This is a genomic window from Nocardioides sp. AN3 (assembly GCF_054653495.1).
Map to the genome: position 1 here is coordinate 31,538 of NZ_BAAIGC010000025.1, position 18,100 is coordinate 49,637.

The 18,100-nt window shown below is 65.5% G+C and carries 13 protein-coding genes and 1 pseudogene; 1 reads left to right on the plus strand and 13 read right to left on the minus strand.

From position 1 onward, the window contains the following. The first annotated feature begins 143 nt into the window (after positions 1-143). The gene (locus tag ACYQ1K_RS21385) at positions 144-1,010 is read left to right on the plus strand and encodes an IclR family transcriptional regulator (RefSeq protein ID WP_459985314.1); all 867 of its coding nucleotides are present in this window, start codon (positions 144-146) and stop codon (positions 1,008-1,010) included. Positions 1,011-1,320: 310 nt separating this feature from the next. On the opposite strand, the pseudogene ACYQ1K_RS21390 reads toward ACYQ1K_RS21385, so the two are convergent. The 13 genes and pseudogenes from ACYQ1K_RS21390 to ACYQ1K_RS21450 form a co-directional block, all read right to left on the minus strand. Further along, positions 1,321-1,500 (minus strand): annotated as a pseudogene (locus tag ACYQ1K_RS21390) (TetR/AcrR family transcriptional regulator); the annotation flags it as partial. A 52-nt stretch (positions 1,501-1,552) separates the two neighbouring features. Continuing rightward, complete coding sequence (locus ACYQ1K_RS21395; protein WP_459985316.1) at positions 1,553-3,103, minus strand: aldehyde dehydrogenase family protein; 1,551 nt, start codon at positions 3,101-3,103, stop codon at positions 1,553-1,555. 1 nt (position 3,104) lies between these two features. Further along, positions 3,105-5,015, minus strand: coding sequence for a primary-amine oxidase (locus tag ACYQ1K_RS21400; protein ID WP_459985317.1), 1,911 nt, complete (start codon positions 5,013-5,015; stop codon positions 3,105-3,107). Between the two features lie 709 nt (positions 5,016-5,724). Further along, a complete protein-coding gene (locus ACYQ1K_RS21405) occupies positions 5,725-7,248 on the minus strand; it encodes a class I adenylate-forming enzyme family protein (protein ID WP_459985318.1) in 1,524 nt (507 codons plus the stop codon). Positions 7,249-7,294: 46 nt separating this feature from the next. Next, the gene (locus ACYQ1K_RS21410) at positions 7,295-8,257 is read right to left on the minus strand and encodes a fumarylacetoacetate hydrolase family protein (protein WP_459985319.1); all 963 of its coding nucleotides are present in this window, start codon (positions 8,255-8,257) and stop codon (positions 7,295-7,297) included. Positions 8,258-8,282: 25 nt separating this feature from the next. Beyond that, positions 8,283-9,209: an MBL fold metallo-hydrolase gene (locus ACYQ1K_RS21415; protein ID WP_459985320.1), complete on the minus strand. Its 927-nt coding sequence runs from the start codon at positions 9,207-9,209 to the stop codon at positions 8,283-8,285. Positions 9,210-9,217: 8 nt separating this feature from the next. Continuing rightward, positions 9,218-10,207, minus strand: a complete 990-nt coding sequence (locus ACYQ1K_RS21420; RefSeq protein WP_459985321.1) for an ABC transporter permease — start codon at positions 10,205-10,207, stop codon at positions 9,218-9,220. Next, a complete protein-coding gene (locus ACYQ1K_RS21425; RefSeq protein WP_459985322.1) occupies positions 10,204-11,754 on the minus strand; it encodes a sugar ABC transporter ATP-binding protein in 1,551 nt (516 codons plus the stop codon). Before ACYQ1K_RS21425 ends, ACYQ1K_RS21420 begins: the two co-directional genes overlap by 4 nt. Continuing rightward, positions 11,751-12,809: a sugar ABC transporter substrate-binding protein gene (locus tag ACYQ1K_RS21430; protein WP_459985323.1), complete on the minus strand. Its 1,059-nt coding sequence runs from the start codon at positions 12,807-12,809 to the stop codon at positions 11,751-11,753. Before ACYQ1K_RS21430 ends, ACYQ1K_RS21425 begins: the two co-directional genes overlap by 4 nt. A 295-nt stretch (positions 12,810-13,104) precedes the next feature. Beyond that, positions 13,105-14,871 (minus strand): CocE/NonD family hydrolase, encoded by a 1,767-nt coding sequence (locus ACYQ1K_RS21435; RefSeq protein ID WP_459985324.1) that lies wholly within the window; start codon positions 14,869-14,871, stop codon positions 13,105-13,107. Positions 14,872-15,137: 266 nt separating this feature from the next. After that, positions 15,138-16,016 (minus strand): helix-turn-helix domain-containing protein, encoded by an 879-nt coding sequence (locus ACYQ1K_RS21440; RefSeq protein ID WP_459985325.1) that lies wholly within the window; start codon positions 16,014-16,016, stop codon positions 15,138-15,140. 43 nt (positions 16,017-16,059) lie between these two features. Then, positions 16,060-16,899 (minus strand): sugar phosphate isomerase/epimerase family protein, encoded by an 840-nt coding sequence (locus ACYQ1K_RS21445; protein WP_459985326.1) that lies wholly within the window; start codon positions 16,897-16,899, stop codon positions 16,060-16,062. Between the two features lie 115 nt (positions 16,900-17,014). After that, on the minus strand, positions 17,015-18,067 hold the full coding sequence (locus tag ACYQ1K_RS21450; protein WP_459985328.1) for a zinc-dependent alcohol dehydrogenase: 1,053 nt from the start codon (positions 18,065-18,067) through the stop codon (positions 17,015-17,017). Between the last annotated feature and the right edge of the window lie 33 nt (positions 18,068-18,100).

Consider the following 18,100-nt stretch of genomic DNA (forward strand, 5'->3'; position numbering starts at 1 on the left):
TGGTCGTCACACGCTGGAAACCGATCGGTGACGCGCTGGTTATCCGACTGGATAATCATGGCGATTCGCGCCATACTGTTGCGCGCGTCACACGACCTGCGCGGCGTCTTCGCTGCTCAGGCTGATCAAGGAGGCCGCCTGTGATGACCGCTGAACCGACCGGTTCCCTAGCCGTCGATCCCACGCTGAACTCGGTGCTCGGCAAGGCGAACGCGCTGCTCCGGGCCTTCCAGGACGGACATCTGACCCTGCGGCTGACCGATCTCGCGCAACGATCCGGAGTCTCCAAGGCGTCCGTCTACAGGCTTGCCGAGCAACTGGTGGACCTCGGCATGCTGGCGAGGACCGAAGACGGCTACCAGCTCGGCATCGCCATGTTCGAGTTCGGCCGCCACGTCCCGCTCCCTGCTTCGCTCAGCGCGACCGCGCGCCCGATCCTGGTCGACCTGGCGACCGCCATCCGCGCCACGGTGCACCTGTCCGTGATGGACGATCTGGACGTGCTGTACGTCGAGAAGATCAACGGCCGGCAGGGCTTCCACCTGATCTCGAGCGTCGGCGCGCGAATGCCGCTGAGCACCACCGCGTCGGGCAGGGTGCTGCTCGCGTCGTCACGTGCCCGCGAAGCGGCGATCGACCGTCTCATGACCCTCGGGATGCTGGACGCTGCGGCGCTGCCAGGGCTCCGCCGCGAGCTCACGCGGGTCGACGAGCTGGGATACGCCGTCGAGCGCGACGTGGTCGCTCGAGGGTGGAAGAGCATCGCGGTCGGGGTGCGTGACGGCGTCGGCGAGACGACGGCCGCGTTGTCAGCGGTTGTTCAGTCCTCGCGAACCGATGAGCATGAGATCGTCCGCCACGTCCGGGCCGCGGCCGGGAGCATCAGTCGGAGGACTCGCTCCGTAGCGGCATCGACCTCCCGCTCGCCTCATCACGCCCGCTCCGCTCTCGTAGCTGTTGCCGCAGGAGCGCCAGGATGCGCTCCGTCCGCGCATCACTGCCGTAGATGAAGTGCTGCAGCACGATCCCGTCCAGCGTGGCCATGAGCAGAGCCGATGCGTCACCGTCCGGATCGCTGATCGAGAGAGCCCGGAGGGTGCCGCCGATCGCGCCGAGGTAGTCGTCGTACTGCCGGACCACGTTGTCCATCGGCAGCACGCCGCGGATCGCCTGGACCAGTTCGTCGAACTGCATCACGGGACGCTCCCAGGACTGGTTCAGGGAACTGACGAGCGACTCGGCGAAGGACTCCACCGTGTCGGCCCGCAGCATCGCGCTGCTCGCGTCCTGCTGAGCCGCCCGGCGGAAGGCCTCGTTGAGCAGGCCCTCCCGGGAGCCGAAGTAGTGTCGGACCATGCCGTGCGCCATGCCCGCCCGGGTCGCGACCGAGCGGTAGGACACGGCCTCCAGTCCGTCGCGGCCCGCGATCTCGATCGCTGCGTCGAGCAACCGGTCCCGCGGCGAGACCGGCGAGCCCTCGGTCTCCGATGTCTCGCTCATAGGCGATTCGTACCACCTGTGAGCGGGCAAGTCACCGGCGGCCCTCAGTTGGTCAGCCGAGCCCCCAGAGCGCAGTGCGATCGAGCCCCAGGCCGAGATTCACCGACTTCGTCGCGGTGTACTCGCGCAGTGTCTCGAAGGAGAGCTCACGCCCGAAGCCGCTCTCACCCACGCCACCCATCGGCATTCCCGGCGCCAGGTCGAACCACCGATTGACCCAGACGATGCCAGCCTCGAGCTGCTCGGCGATCACGTGGGCACGCCGCAGGTCCTGCGTCCAGACCCCCGCGGCCAGCCCGTAGCGCGTCGAGTTGGCGCGCTCGACGGCCTCGTCGTAGTCGCTGAAGCGCTCTGCGACCGTCACCGGCCCGAAGACCTCGGTCCGCGTGATCGCGGCACGACCGTCGGGATCGGTCAGTAGCACCGGGCGCTGGTAGTAGCCGCTCGTCAGGTGAGGGTCGAGGTCGAGCGGCTCGTCGCCGGCCAGCACGAGCACGCCCTCGGCGCGAGCACCCTCGACATGACCGCGCACGAGGTCGAGCTGGCGCCGGGAGACCAGCGGACCCATCTCGCTGCGTGGGTCGGTCGCGTCACCGACGCGGATCCGGCGCGCGATCGAGGCGAAGCGGTCCACGAACTCGTCGTACACCGTGTCGTGGATGAGTAGGCGCGACGACGCGATGCAGGCCTCGCCGTTCGCGAGGTAGATGCCCATCAGGGCATCCTGCACGGCACGCTCGAGGTCCGCGTCCTCAGCGACGATCATCGGGCCCTTGCCGCCGAGCTCCATCAGGCTCGGCGTGAGCGTGTGGGCCGCGCTGCCCAGGATCGCCTGGGCGGTCGCCGGCCCCCCGGTAAAGGTGATCTTCGCGATGTCGGGGTGCGACACCAGCGCCCCACCGACCTCGGGGCCCACCCCCGTGACGACATTGACCACGCCCGGTGGCAGCAGGTCGGCGATGAGCCTGACGAACTCCAGGATGCTCGCGGAGGCATACTCCGAGGGTTTGACGACGACGGTGTTGCCGCCGGCGAGGGCTGGGGCCAGCTTGTTCGCGAGCGTGATGAGTGGGGAGTTCCACGAGAGCACCGCCGCCACGACTCCGAGCGGCTCGCGACGGGTGTAGATCAGCGTCTCGGCATCGGCGACCGGGATCTGCTCGCCGTTGAGCGCCCGGACGCACCCGGCGAAGAAGCGGAAGATCGCCTGCACGGTCGGGATGTCGGCGATGTGCGCCTCGCGGATCGGCCGCCCGTTCTCGGTCGCAAGAAGGCTTGCGAACCGCTCTCCGTGCTGCTCGAACCGGTCAGCGATGGCCAGCAGCACCTCTTGCCGACGGTCGAGCGGGGTCCTTCGCCAGCCGGCGAAGGCGGCGCGCGCGACGTCGACGGCTCGCTCGACGGTCGCCACGCTGCCCTGCGGGATCTCTGTCCACGGCGTGCCCACGCTCGGGTCGATCGCCTCGAACGTGCACGGTGCCGACTCCCACTCACCGCCGACCAGCATGTCGTAGGCCGCTGTGGGGGTGAAGCTGTTGCGCTCAGCCAACGTCACGGTGCTCATTCCTTCGGTCTCGCGGGACGACTGCTCGCCGACGGTCATGTCAGTGACGGTGATCAGGGCCGGCGGGGTGGCAGCTCTTCGCCTCCGAGGGCGGCACGTCCAGCGCCGGGTTCTTGTCGAAGAAGTTGACCGGCAGCAGGTGGAAGCCGGCCTTCTCGACCGGCATGACGGGCCAGTCCTCGGCACGCGGGATGTGGGTGACCCCGAGGGTGTGCCAGAGGACGACGTCGGTGTCCTCGACCGGCCGGTCCGCCTCCGTCCACCGCGGCAGTCCGTCGCCGCTGCGGCTCTGGTTCGGGAAGTCGCCCGCGGAACGCATCTCGTCGGGGCGGTACGGCGTGACCCACATGTTGCGCGTCCCGAACCCGGCACGTCTCGCGATCAGCGAAGGAGCCTGCGCCAGCATGGTCGCCGAGCTCCAACCCGGGAGGAACTTGTAGCCCACCGGAGTCCCCCACGCGTTGGTCTTCTTCCTGTTGATCACCGTCCAGTTCCGGGAGGACTGCGTGTTGGTCACCCAGTCGCCCGCATTCTCGGTGTCGATGACGGTCTTGCGCACGCCGATCGCGTTGCCGTGCGGGTTCTCCGGGCCGACGGGGACGCTGTGGGCGTCGTTCTGGATCACGGTGTTCTCCCAGCCGTCGACCTCCATGTCGAGGCGGAATGAGAACAGGTGCTGGTGGTAGGTGCTGACCAGGTTGGGGGCGACGCGGGTGCCGTGCGGCGTGGGAACGCCATCCGGGACAGCACGTGTCTGGACGATGCCGAGCAACTTGACCTCCATCTGGACGGAGGCGTCCTGATAGAAGTACCAGAAGAACCCGTAGTGGTAGTTCCCGACCGTCGCGATGAAGCTGACGACCAGCCGCCGTGACCGCCTGACATCGACCTTCCCCGTCACCCAGTCGGTGTGCTTCCAGAGGATCCCGTCGTCCTCCTCGTGGATGCAGACCGCGTTCTTGATGACCGTCGGCTCCCCGTCCTCGCCCGCGATGACGGCGTCGAGGTACACGATCTCCCCGAGGCAGTCACATCCGAGCTGCAGCGAGTTGGCGAGCTTGCCCAGGCCGAACTCGCCGACGTCGAACGCACTGCGCCAGAAGTGCTCCTCGGACGGATCGCCGTACGGCACCACCATCTCCGCCAGCGAGCCACGATGCATCACCGACCGGTAGTCGTCCCCGTCCTGGTACTCGACTGCGTGCAGCACGACGCCCTCAAGCGGGTGCATGTTGATGCGGAAGCGCCACTTCTGCCACGTCAACTCGGGCCCGTCGAGCCTGAACCCCACGCCCTCCGGCTGGGTGATCTCCAACGATGCCACGTCGTCGCGCATCGGCAGGTTGGCGTCGACCGTGTAGTTGCACAGGTCCGGGTTCATCGGCCGCACTCCGAAGTCGTGGACCGCAATCACCTCGTGACTGACAAGATCGACCACCGCGATCACCCCCTCGATCGGGTGGGCGTAGCCGTTGTCGTCGGGGAACTCGCGATAGTAGGAGACCGAGCCGGCGAGTCGTCGCCCTGCGACCTCGAAGTCGCCCATGTTGCCCACCCCCCACGGGTCGATCTGGACCTTGTCCAAATCCCTGATCCCCCGCTTCGCCAAGGCCTCGACGTAGCGGGAATCCCTCTTGATCAGCGCAGGGGCCAGCTCGAACTCAGCCAGCAGGACCGGAGCGGCGCCCTCGGTGATCTCGGTCATCGACACGACCTTGTCGACCTCCAGGTCGACAATGACGTCGTAGCTTCGACCGGTGTCTCGGTCAACGACCATGGCGCGGCCGCGGCGTGCGACCGCGTCGCCGCGCCGCAGAGCCCGCTTGTCCGGCTCGTCAGTGAAGACCGCGCTGAAGCCGGGGCGCGCACCTCCGATGCCCTCGCTCCGAACCGCACTGGCGACCCGCCGGATCTCGTCGGCCGTCAACGAATCGAACAATGGACTCCGCACGTGGCACCTCTCTGGGGACAGATGTCGCCACCTCGAAAACGTTCCATGCGATCAGGTCCGGCGTGTGGCGACGGACTCACGAAACCACGCTCGACCCGCGCACGCGGGGCTCTGTTTCGCTCACCGAGTCACCTTCTCTTCAGAGGATTCGCCAACCGTCCCTCGGCGCACCTGTCCGGCCTGGCGGGGCGAGCACAGCACTGGACATATCGCCGAAGCATGGATGCCGACTTCATCGTCGTCGACACCAGCATCTTCGATGCCAAGCCGGAGGAGTTCGTGCGTGCGAGCGCGCGTCGCACAGTCATCGGCAGACCCCAGGCGGTGGCATCTTCGGCTCCGATGCCGATTACCTGCAACGAGTCATCCAGGGCCCGAAGCACATCGGCCGGCCGCCGGAGCCAAGCTCGCTCACCCTCGGAGGCCCTTCGATCGGAGAAGCTTCGAACGGCGGAAAGGAAGTGCCCAGCATCGACCGATCGACCGTGGACCGGCCGGCTGCATTGCGCCGAGTGCGAAGGTTCCGATTCCCATCCGGTCAGCGACGCCCACCACGACAGCCGCCATCGTCCGCTGATCTAGCTGGCGATCGAGTGATCCCATCGGCTTCGACGAGTCGCGATTCGAAGCCGCTGAACCACTCTGTCGACATGCCAGGACGTCCCGAACCTGCCGGGCGGCCGCGATCGTCGGCTCGCTCGAGCACCGCCTAGTTCACTTGACTAGCGCGCCCCTCCCAGAAAGGTTGCCGCAACTTGAACTTCTGGAGCTTCCCTGTGGCGGTCCGTTCGAGGCTCTCCCTGATCTCGATACGCTTGGGACACTTGTAGCCGGCGAGGCGCTCACGGCAGTGCTGCAGCAGCTCAGCCTCGTCGACGGCCTGGTCGGCAACGATGAGCGCCGTGACCAGCTCTCCCCATTTCTGGTCGGGGATGCCGATGACAGCGGCTTCGCGGACGGAGGGGTGGGACAACAGCACGTCTTCCACCTCGATGGAGGAGACGTTCTCCCCACCCGTCACGATGACGTCCTTCTTGCGGTCGACAATCGTCAAGTACCCGTCCTCGAGCAGGCCGCCGTCGCCCGTGTGAAACCACCCACCGGCCTGCGCTGCCGCTGTCTGCTCGTCCATCTGCCAGTAGCCGGTCATGCACTGATTGGCCTGAGCAAGCACCTCTCCTGCCGTGTCAGTGATCAGGCGCACGCCCAAGGCCGGAGCGCCTTGACGGCCCAGTAGCTTCGCCTGCTGATCGCGCGGCTTGTCGCGCCACTCGGCCCGCATGCGGTTCACTGTCAGCAGCGGGGCCGTCTCGGTCAACCCGTAGATCTGAATGAACTCCCAACCCAGCTCATCTCTGATGCGCTCGATCGTCCGGGTCGGTGGCGGCGCGCCGGCCACCACGGCTCGGACCCGACCCCGGCCTGGCACGACGCCGTCCCACTCTTGTGCCGCGTCAAGCACCGCCGACAGCACCGCAGGCGCGCCACACAGGAGCGTCACTCCGTGAGCCTCGATCCGACGAAGGATCTCCCGGCCGTCGACCTTCCGCAGGACGACCTGCTTCACTCCCATGGCACTGGCCGCGTAGGGCATCCCCCAGCCATTCGCGTGGAACATCGGCAACGTGTGCAAGTAAACGTCGTCGTCGTTCAGGCCGATGTGCCAACCGAACGTGGTCGCGTTCAGCCAGAGGTTGCGGTGGGTGAGCACCACACCCTTCGGCTTCGACGTGGTGCCCGACGTGTAGTTGATGGTGGCCGCCGCGGACTCATCTCCGGACCACGGACGCGGCTCGCCTGACCGGCTCCACAGAACGTTGTCGGTCTCGCCGAACACGAGCGTGCGGAGCCGCAGGTCAGGGTTCACCAGATGCGCCAGCTCTGGATCCACGAGGACCACCTCGGCGCCCGACTGTTCCAGGATGTAGTCGACCTCAGGACGAGCGAGACGGAAGTTGACCGGGACCAGCACGCGACCCCAGCACGACACGCCGAAGAAGGAGACGAGGAGTCGTGCCGAGTTCTGGGACAGCACAGCCACCCGACCCCCGGGAGGCACGCCCATCTCATCGAGCGAGATGGCCTGGGAGCGAGCGAGTCGGTCGACCTCCCTGTATGTCAGCGCGCCGAGGGATGTTGCGGGCTGGTCAGGCTCATCGACCACCGCGACCCGCTCGGGATAGACGGTGACAGCGCGGTCGAGGAAGTCCTTGATCGTCAGCGGGAACTCCATGTTCGTCCTCTTTGGTTCAGGCCGATGACGGCACAGGGTGATGGGTTCAGGGCCGGTCCGCTCTCGCCCGGTAGATCTCCACGTCGCGTGCCGGCTGGGCCCTGTCGACGATTCTCGATCGCTGGATCCCCAATTCCTCGACCTCCAGCGTGACGACATCGCCGGGAGTGAGAGGCGGGTGCGCGTCGAATCCCTGGTTGCCCCAGGCCTCTGCCAGGCACCCGCTTCCGGCGGTCCCCGAGCCGAAGACGTCCCCCGGGCGGACCTGAGTGCCGCGCGAGGCGTAGGCGATCATCTGGCCGTAGCTGAACGCCATGTTCGACCAGGTGTCAGCGCCGATGAGCTCATCGTTCACATAGGCGCGCATGCGCAGGTTGAACGAGGGTCCTTGGCGAAAGGACTCCAGCTCGTCTGGTGTGACGAACCACGGGCCCATCGAGCTCGCCGAGTCCTTGCCCTTCGACGGTCCCAGACGCACTGTCATCTCCTTGAACTGCACCGACCGGCCAGACCAGTCGTTCAAGATCATGTAGCCGGCGATGAGCTTCTCGGCGTCAGAGACACTGAGATCTCGTCCTGATCCGCCGACAACGGCGGCGATCTCCAGCTCGAAGTCGAAGAGGGTCTCACCGGGAGGAAGCTGCACATCGTCGTAGGGGCCCACAGTGGCGTAAGGGTTCGTGAAATAGAAGATCGGCGCGGTGTACCACTGCTCTGGCACCCTGGCTTCAGGATCGGCCAGCCGGATGGCGCCCTCGACGTGCTGTTCGAAGGTCATGTAGTCGCGAATGGTCGGCGGGGTGGGAATGGGTGCCAGGACCACGAGGTCCTCAGGAGAGAACTCCTCGGCGCGACTCCGCAGGGCGGCCTCGCCGGCTCGGCGCAGGGAGTCTCCGCCTTCCCGGAGCAGGCCCAAGAGCGTGGCACCGACGGGAAGGGCGTACACCTTGTCGTCGGCGGCGACGCCCAGTCGCTCAGTGCCGTTGTCGGAGAACGTCAAGAATCGCATGGTGTGTCCTAGTCGAGTGGGTCGATCACACAGTGGTCGGGAGTCGCGCACCGTTGTAGATCACTGCATCGTCGAACGCGGCGAGAAGATCGAAGTTCCAGTCCGTGACCTCCGCGTACGCGCGGTGCAGGTTGAGCACGATCCGCTCGGCGTCCGGGAACGTCGCGAACTCGCCGAGGTCGGTGCGTCTGGCCGTCTCGAGCGGTGACAGGCCAGCAGCGAGTCCGTTGCGGGCGGCTGTCTGGATCAGACGGTAGTACGTGCGATGCGTGTCCAGGACGGCTTCGACGTCTCGCCGCTGGAGAACCGCACCGTGGCCCGGGACCACCACCTCCGCGTCGAATTCTCCGATCCAGTCGAGGGAGCGGAGAGCCCCGTCGATCGAACCCATGAAGACCAGCGGCGTCACTTCGTGGAACAGAAGGTCTCCGGTGAAGAGGACGTCGACCCCAGGGACGAACGCCACCGAGTCACCCGGGGTGTGTGCTGCGTAGCCGGGATGCACGACGTGCACCTCTGTCGACCCGCTGTGGAGCACCACCCGATCCTCGTAGGTGACCGAGGGAAGCCGCTTGGTCACGTGGCCCCAGTCGGGGGTCGGACTCCAGAACGGCGGACAGGCGTCGATGATCGTGTCCTCCTCCAAGCCGGCCCTCATCTGCGAGTGCCCGACGATGCTCGTGCTCGTCGGCAGCAGGCTGTTCCCATACGTGTGATCACCGTGGAGATGGGTGTTCACGGCGAACCGGATCAAGGAGTCGGTCCGCACGGCTCTCACCCGGTCGAGGAACCGACGCGTGCGCTTCTCGGTGGCGCAGGTGTCGATGAGGATGTCCCCCTCGTCACCTGCGACCAGCCCGGCGTTGTTGATCCACCAGGATCCGTCGCCTTGCGTCCACGCCCAGACGCCGGCGGCGACATCGGCGAGCGTGCCGTCGTCGGCATCGTGCACTCTCGTCATCATCGGCTACGCCGCGCTTGGGCGTCGATCGCCGCGGCGATCAGGATGATGCTTCCGTAGACCACGTTGCCGTAGAGCGGGTCGAGGTCCAGAAGATTGAAGCCGTTGTCGATGAGGGAGAGGAAGACGACGCCGACGACGGTTCTCCACACTGCTCCGTCCCCACCCCAGATGCTCGTGCCACCCACGACGACAGCAGCGATGCTGATCAGCACGAGGTTGGATCCGGCGGTGACCGGGACGCTCCCCGATTGCGATGCCGAGAGGATCCCGGCGATCGCCGCGCCCAGTCCGCTGATGACGAAGGTCGCCATGCGGATTCCGGTCACCGAGACGCCCGAGAGCTCCGCCGCGAGAGCATTCCCTCCGGCCGCATACATATAGCGTCCGTAGATCGAGCGACCCAGCACGTAGCTGAGCAGGAGCGCCCACCCGATGAAGACCCACGTCATCAGGTCGAGGCCGAGGAACTGCCGAGCCGACAGCGTGATGAAGGAGATGTTGGTCGTGTTCGTGTTCTCCCCGCCGGTGACCACGAGGATGACGCCTCCCATGACCAGGCTGGAGGCGAGCGTCGCGATGAAGGAGTTCACGCCGAGCTTCGTGACGATCACGCCGTTGAGCAGCCCCAGCACCATCCCCGTGAGCATGCCCGCCGCTACTCCGAGGATCACCGAGTAGTTCTCGACGACGAGCACCGTCACGATCCCGGAGGCCGCGAACACCGCACCCACCGACAGGTCGAAGTTGCCCGCGACGATCAGCAGGGTGGCTGCACAAGCCATGATTCCGAGGATCGCCGACTGGCTCGCGACGTTCCTCAGGTTCACGACGGTGAGGAAGTGGTCTGCTGCGAACGACAGGTAGAGGAACAGGAGCGCAGACAGGATGAGGACGGCGTACTCACGGGCGAGCCCGGCCAGCGGGACTCTCCGGCGCCCGACATCGTCCTGTGGCAGGAGCTCGCTCTGCTTCTGATCGATCGTCACGATGCCACCGCCGTTCCGAACGCGTGTGCGAGGATCGCATCCGGGTGCACCGATCCGTCCGCAAGTTCACTCACGATCTGTCCCTTCCTCATGACCAGCACACGATTCGCCAGTCCGATGACCTCCTCTAGCTCCGACGAGATGATCAGCACCGCCATGCCCTGGTGGGCCATGTCGGCGATCAGCTCGTAGATGCGCGCACGAGCGCCGACGTCGACACCCTGGCTCGGCTCGTCCGCGATGAAGATCCTCGGCCCCGTCATCAACCACTTCGCGAACATGACCTTCTGCTGGTTTCCGCCTGAGAGTGTTCCCACAGCAGCGTGCGCGGCAGATGCTCGTACGCCGACCTTTGCCAGCATCTCGTCGACCGAGCTCTGCTCGAGACGCTTCCGGACCTTCGAGAAGCGCGCCAGACGTGGGAGCTGTGGAATGCTGACGTTCTCGGTGACAGAGCGGTCGAGCATGAGTCCGAGCTCCTTGCGATTCTCCGGGAGCATCGCGATGCCCGCGTCGATCGCCCGACGCACCGAACCGATCCGTGTCTTCTCGCCGTTGATCTCGATGGTTCCGTCGTGTGGATCCGCACCGAAGATCGCGCGCGCCAGCTCGCTGCGACCGCTCCCCACCAGCCCTGCGATGCCGAGCACCTCACCCGGCCAGATCTCGAGGTCGATGCCCTTGAGGCCCGTCGAGGAACTGAGGTTCGAGACTCGCAGCGCGGGTGTCCCCGTCCGGGCCTGCTTGGACTTGGGCGGGTATTCGGACGCCAGACTGTTCCCCGTCATCGACGTGACCAGGGAGTCGGGCGTCTCGGTCTTCGAGGAGCCGGTGCGGACGTACTTCCCGTCTCGCAGGACGGTGATGGTGTCGCAGACCGCAAGCACCTCGTCGAGGTGGTGCGACACGAACACGATGGTGCGTCCCTCGGCGGCCAGGCGGCGCGTCACCCGCACGAGCTGACGTGCCTCGTCGGAGCTCAGTGCGGCAGTCGGCTCGTCCATGACGATGAGGCGGGCGTCGCGGGCCACCGCGCGCAGGATCTCTGCCTTCTGCTGTTCACTCCTGCGGAGCGTGCCAAGACGAGCATCGGGGTCGAGCGAGAATCCGACCTGCTCGCTCAGCTCGAGGAAGCGTCTGCGCAGCTCCTTCCGGTGGACGGCGAGGCCGCGTCCGGGCTCCTGACCGAGCATGACGTTGTCTGCGACCGTCATGTGAGGGACGACGGCCAGCTCCTGCGCGAGGATGGAGATGCCGTGCGCCAGAGCGTCCGCAGCGCTGTGGAGGCGCAGGGGCCGGTCGTCGACCGAGATCTCCCCGGCATCGGGAGCGACGACACCGGCGATGATCTTGCCCAGGGTCGACTTGCCCGCACCGTTCTCGCCGACCAGGCCGCGCACCTCTCCGGCCCCCACCGTGAGCGACACGCCCCTCAGGGCATGGATCGCGCCATACCTCTTCTCGATCCCCGTCACCTCGAGGGCCAGGCCGCGACCGGAGGCGGAAGGTCGGCTTCTCGCGGTGTCGCGCACGGTGTCCGGACTCACTGCGTGTACTCACCCTTGAAGTCCGGGAAGTCCTTCAGGTTCCGCTGGGTGATCGCCTGCGGGAGTCCAGCCGACTTCAGCGGGTCCACCGACGAGGGGATCTTCTTGCCGTGCACTGCATCCGCTGCGAGATCGAGGGCGATCCTCATCTCCGTGGCAGGCAGGTTCACGATGGTGCCGTAGACCTCGCCGCGCCGCATGGCTGCCATGACGTCCTGGCTGCCGCCCGCTGTGGCGATGAGGACGTCCTTGCCAGGAGCCTTGCCCTCGGACTTCAGCGCAGTGATCGCGCCGGACGTCCCCTGCGTCGCGTAGGACAGGATCAGATCGAGTCCAGGGCTCTTCTGCAGGAAGGTCTTGGTCGCCGTCACGGCAGCTCCGACCTCCGTCTCGGACGAGACCTCGCCGACGATCTTCATGTTGGGGTGCGTCTTGAGCGCTGCATTGAGCTTCTCGTCGATGATCGCGTCGCCCTGGGGAAGGCTCTTGGTGGTTCGCAGCCATCCGATCTCGCACGGGTTCTTGTCGGCGCAGGCGGGGATCACGATGTCATCGATCAGCGTGTCGATCTGGGTGTCGAGCGGGACGAGCACCTGGGACAGCACGCCCGGTGTGGTCGGCTCGGCATGAGCGGTGTCCGTCCCGATGGGCCCGAACATCCCGATCACCGGGATGCCCGCCGCTTTGGCCGCGGTCGCGCAGGCCACGCTCGCGGACGGGATCGCTGAGTTGATCAGGATCGCGTTGTACTTGTTCGACGCGATCGCGTCCTTGCACGACGACACCGTCTTCGCCGGGTCGAACACGGCGTCGTACATCTTGGCCTTGATGCCGAGCTTGGCCGCCTCGCTCGTCATGGCGTCATTTCCCGCAACGCAGTACGGAGCCGCCGTGCAATTGAGCACGGCAACGCTGACCTTCGCCTTGGCGTCACCCGCTGCAGCGCCGCCGGCGTTGTCGGACCTGGCTGCACATGCGCTCAAGGCGAGCATGGACGCCATTGCTCCCATGGCCACAAACCACTTGGTCCGCTGGTTGACCGCGAAGTCGCTCATTCTTGCTCCTAGGAATATCGGGCTGTCCCGGATCCGCCCTGATGGGCTGCTGAACTGCTGGTGAGCTCGTGTCACCGCACGCTAGGACGTCGGTGTGACGCCAACCACACCCTGTGAGAGCCACCCACCACCGCCGGAGAGCACACCCGCGCGGCCGGACCGCATGACCGCCACTCGACGGCGGCACGAGAACGCGCCACCGTCGGCTGATGCCGACGATGGCGCGTCAGAAGAGCCCGCTCCACGGGCGAGCAAGGGTCCCGGCCTATGGGCTCTGCAATCAGAGCGTCTCCGCTCAGGCGGGTGGGATCACCGGAAGCAGCAGGTACGGCTGGTGGTTCCCTCCTGAGTAGAGAGTCACCGGCTGGCCGTAGACGTCCGCTGCTCTCGCCACCGGGTCGTCGTGGACGTTCACACCTGATCCCCGCATCTCCACGCCGTACGGCGTAGGCAGCCCTTCGCGTCCGTGGTCGTAGTCACGCCCCAGGACGGTGAGACCGATCCGGTAGCCAGGCGGCACGACGATGCACGTGGGCCAGATCTCCACGTCGACCTCGTAGGTCTCCCCCGGCACGAGCGGCACGGCCTGATCATGAGGGTGCGCTGGCCGGTAGGGCAGGCTTCTCACCGGATCGAGCTCTCGGTGGGATGCGCGAAGCCATCCTTGGGAGAGCGGGTGCTTTGGCTCCGTGGCTCCCTCGAAGAGCACCTCGACCCCATCGGGGTCGTAGAGACCGAGGACGAGGAACAGGTCGGCGTCTTCACTCGCCGAGGACATGAAGAGCTTCGCTGCGACAGGTCCGGTGATCTCTGTCGCCTCCTCGAACGCGGGAGACATCAGGGTGACGCCTGGACCAAACGGCTCGTACGTGGTCTGGGACGGCTGGGCGCTGGGTTCGGGAGACAGCGCTTGGTCAGCGACGTCGAGGTGATACTTGGTCCAGTTGGTCCGAGCCAGGGGCCACTCGTTCTCTGCTCGTAGCTCGAACCTTTCGCCCGGATGGCGGATATTGAGAGCAACCCGAGGCTGCTCATTGGGCCAGTCCCCTTCGCCTTTGAGGAAGTAGTCGAAGAACCGCCTCTGCAGGTCCACCCCGTAGTCCGAGTAGTAGAGCGTCCAATGCGCCTCTCCGTGCACCTCCAACCACTTGTGTTCCGAGGCCGACTCCAGATATCCGTCGATGTTGCCGCGAAGGTGAAGGGCCTGCCCACCCCAGTTGCCGGCAGACAGAAGCGGAACCTGGATGTTCCGCAGGTCCGCGCTCCGTGCCTCCCAGTAGGAGTCGAAGAACGGGTGCCGACGAAGCTCGTCAGCCACGTCAGCCCGATTTGCCCGGAGTTCGACATCATCGAGATCGACATCGCCTGAGACACGCACCCCTGTTCGAGCGTTCGTCTGTCCGCGGCTGCCGAGCCCGTGTTGCACCGTCTCGATCTGAACTCCGTATAGGCGCGGGAAGAATGAGCTGGGAATGCCTCCGTGATAATTGGCGTCTCGATACCAGTCGACCATTCCTTCCCAGGGGCAGATTGCGGCGAGGTGCGGAGGTCGAAGAGCCGCCACGGACCACTGATTGATGGCGTAGTAGGAGATGCCGCTCAGGCCGACCTTTCCGTTGGACCACGGCTGTGTCCCGCCCCACTCGATGCACTCGTAGAAGTCCCGGGTCTCTTGCGACGCAAAGCTGTCGATGAACCCCGGTGAACGGCCCGATCCTCGTGAGTCCACACGCACGAGAGCGTAACCAAACGGCACCCATCGTTCAGGGTCGGCGAGCTCCCAGACCTGATGCTTGCCAGTCGTTCCCTCGAGGATCTCTGGGTGCGCCTTCACCATCGCATCGAACTGCCTGGGGTAGGCGTCCTGAAAGCTCAGGTCCTTGCCGTAGGGCCCGTAGCTCATGAGGACCGGATACTGGCCTTCATCGATCGGACGGAACACATTGGCACGCAGGATGGTCCCGTCCGACATCGTGATGGGCACGTCGTATTCGATCAGCATGCCGTCGGACTGCGTGATGCGTGCGTCATGCTGGCGAACTGATGCTGCGGGTTGAACCATGGAAACTGTCCTCTGTAGATGTGCCGAGAAGGTCACCACCATCAGGGAGTCACAGGGTGGGGAATCGAATCATCCACTCATGTGCTGGGACCAACGTCGGATCGGAATAGAAAACCGTAGAAGATCTCGATCTCAATGAGCCGCAAACGTATTCCGCTCATGAGACGTGAACCACACCCTGCTGGAGCCACCCAGAGAAGAATCACGAAGTGCCAGGTGCTTGGCGTCTTGTCACGCGAGGAGCGAGACGCTCCCGCGGGATTGTGTCACGTAAGTCGCGGCGGCGCAGTGCGGCTGGGTCGCGTCTCCTGATGTCGCCTGGCATCGCAGATGGATCTCATCAGTCTCAGTGCTTGCTCTCCGACGGAGTCGCGCGCCGAGTAGACCGTGAGATGACGATCCGAAGGACCGGGGAGGCGGAGCGCGTCATAGTGAACCTCAAATCGACCCGCCTGGGGATGCTCGAAGACTCTTGATCCGTAGTTTCTGCCCAGCACGTCGTGGGAAGCCCAAAGCCTGGCGAAGGAGTTGCTTCGCGCGGACAGCTCGTCCACCAGCTGCGCTATCCGCTGGTCGTTCGGGTGACGTCCAGCACCGCCCCTCAGGAGGGCGACGTTCTGTCGCGCAACATCACCCCACTCCACGCATCGTGATCGAACCTGGGCGTTGGTGAACACCAACCACGAGAGGTTGCGCTGATGGGGCGGAAGAGATTCCAGGTCGACCAGAAGCTCGCACGTCATGTCGTTCCACGAGATGATGTCCAGTCGTTGGTCGACCACGAATGCGGGGCGGTCCGTGATAGCGCCGAGGAGCCTCGCACCGACCCTGTCGGGCGCATCGTTGGCGTCTTCCGAGGGACTCCCGCCCCTTAACAGCGCCGCCAGATCCTGCACGTACATGACTTCGTCGCTCGACAAGAGGAGCGCCGCAGCAACCGCCTCGAGCACTTCCGACGACGGATTGAGCGCACGACCCTGCTCGAGCTTCGTGTAGTACTCGCGGCTCACCGCAGCCTTCTCCGCAACCTCCTCGCGACGCAAACCTCGGGTCCGTCTCACGCCGGGTTCGCTGTCTGGGCCAAGGCGTTCGCGGCGGGTGCGCAAGAAGTGCCCCAGCTCCTTCGCGACGTCCGTTCGCTCCATCGAGTCAGTATGCACCCGTGGGAGCACTCTCAGGATCTGAACCTCACAGGGGCTGCTTCTGCCACAGCTGATCGAACGCCTCACGGCTGCGCTCCAGCAGCTCCGAAGGCTGCAGCTTCCACAGGGAATCTGGGAAGTCGTTGCCCCATCGGCCATCGTCGGAGAAGATCTCGAGCTCGTACCAGCCGTCGTACCCGCCACGCTGGAGCGCGCCGAAGATCGCTGGTAGATCGATGATCCCTTCACCAGGGATTCGGCGGTCGGCAAGCGAGCGCGGCGGATCCGGCCAGTCACAGACCTGGACGATGAAGGTCTGGGCGGCCAGCTGCTCGGTATTGTGCAGCACGTCTGGAGAGTCCCAGACGTGATAGACGTCGTAGCACAGTCCCACGTTCGCTTCACCCACGAGCGCGATGAACTCGGCCGCCTCGGGCAGTGTTCTCACGAAGGATGCGTCGAACCCGAGATCGCCGCGCACGACCTCAACAGCGAGCCTCGTCCCGAGATCGCCCGCAAGCCGAGCCACGTCACGGATACCGTCAGCGGCGATGCTCCACGCTTCGTCCTTCGCGTAGCCCTCGCAAGAGCCGGTCGTGACGATGATGCAGTCAGGTTTGAAGGCGGCGAGTCGCTCGACGGACTCGCGCATCAGGTCGATGCGGACAGCCGGATCTTCGGGGCCGGGATACATGACCGGAGGCCGCAGAGGAAGCGGAGCGAGGTTGGCCGGAATTCCGCCCGCAACCTTGAGGCCGGACGCCTTCAAGGCGGCTAGCTGCGTCTGCTCCTCGCCGTCGCGCAGCTTGCCCTCGGCGATTCCGATGCCGGATGCGCCCGAGGAACGCACCAGTTCGAGATCCTCCTCGAATGTCGTGTCGGGCATCGTCAGAGGACAGACTGAGTAGTGTGGGGTATTGGTCGTCATTGTCATGCTCCTTGGATGAACGATTCTGAAGCAGCGGCGCCCGGAAGTTCGCCGACGCGGGCCGCGTCGCCGCCTAGGACACCGAGATGTCGGAGTAGTCAAGCAAGACCGCAAGGGTCTGGTCAGCGTGCTCGTCGATCAACCGGTAGGCGTCTGGCGCATTTCCGAACGGAACTCGATGCGTGACCAGCTTCGCGACATCGAAACTCGCGAGCCTGCTCTGGGCGACCTCATAACGGCGTATCCAGTCCCACCGCGGCTGCAGCCCCGACCCAATTGAGCTGATTTGGCTGCTGACGATCCGCTGACGACGGAAGTGGAACTGGAGCCCAAGCTGCAAGGTCACCGGCTTGTTCCCGTAGAAGGACAGGACGGTGATGGTGCCCTCCTGGCCTGTGCTGTCGATCGCCGACTGCAGCGCGGCTGGCGCCCCGCTGGCTTCGAACCAGAGATCGTTTCCTCTGCCTGCGGAGAGTTCATCGATCACGGACGCGACGTCGTCAGGCGAGACAACCGCGTCGGCACCGATCCAAGCTGCGCGATCGCGGCGACTCGGCATCGGATCGACCAAGATCAGCTTGCTGGCGCTCTCACGACAGAGATGTGCGACGAAAGTGCCGATCACGCCGAGTCCCGAGACGACCACCACGTCTCCGATCCGCACCGGCGTGTCCAAGAGGGCGTTGTAAGCGACGCTGAACAGATTCGTGAAGGCTGCCTGCTCCGCGCTTGCGACACCGAGAACCGGAAAGACGAACCCAGAGTTGCCGGCGATGTTGAAGCGTTCCTGGTGGGGGTGATAAGCGAACACGCGATCACCGACGGCGAAGCCCGACAGCTCCCCAGCCTCTTCGACTTCGCCGACGATTTGATAGGCGAACTTGAGCGGGAACGGATACGTGCCCCCGGTGGTCGGCAGGTCGACCGCATCAGCCGAACCTGCAGTGCCGTGGTAGACATTCATCTCGGTTCCCGAACTCACCAGGGAGGTCAGCGCACGGACGCTGATCTCGTCCGCACCCGGTGAACCGACCTTTTCGCTACGGAGCTCGACCTCCCGCGGCGCGACGAACCAGACGGCTCGGGCACCTTCCTCTGCTGTCGCCTCGTGCGTGTTGCTCGTCATGTCGCCAACCTTTCACTGAGTGCCATACGGCGT

Coding starts and splice junctions, on each gene's coding strand:
- ACYQ1K_RS21440 (WP_459985325.1), bottom strand. CDS start 16,016: ATGGAGCGAACGGACGTCGCGAAGGAGCTGGGGCACTTCTTGCGCACC.
- ACYQ1K_RS21430 (WP_459985323.1), bottom strand. CDS start 12,809: ATGAGCGACTTCGCGGTCAACCAGCGGACCAAGTGGTTTGTGGCCATG.
- ACYQ1K_RS21450 (WP_459985328.1), bottom strand. CDS start 18,067: ATGACGAGCAACACGCACGAGGCGACAGCAGAGGAAGGTGCCCGAGCC.
- ACYQ1K_RS21445 (WP_459985326.1), bottom strand. CDS start 16,899: ATGCCCGACACGACATTCGAGGAGGATCTCGAACTGGTGCGTTCCTCG.
- ACYQ1K_RS21435 (WP_459985324.1), bottom strand. CDS start 14,871: ATGGTTCAACCCGCAGCATCAGTTCGCCAGCATGACGCACGCATCACG.
- ACYQ1K_RS21410 (WP_459985319.1), bottom strand. CDS start 8,257: ATGCGATTCTTGACGTTCTCCGACAACGGCACTGAGCGACTGGGCGTC.
- ACYQ1K_RS21405 (WP_459985318.1), bottom strand. CDS start 7,248: ATGGAGTTCCCGCTGACGATCAAGGACTTCCTCGACCGCGCTGTCACC.
- ACYQ1K_RS21395 (WP_459985316.1), bottom strand. CDS start 3,103: ATGACCGTCGGCGAGCAGTCGTCCCGCGAGACCGAAGGAATGAGCACC.
- ACYQ1K_RS21385 (WP_459985314.1), top strand. CDS start 144: ATGACCGCTGAACCGACCGGTTCCCTAGCCGTCGATCCCACGCTGAAC.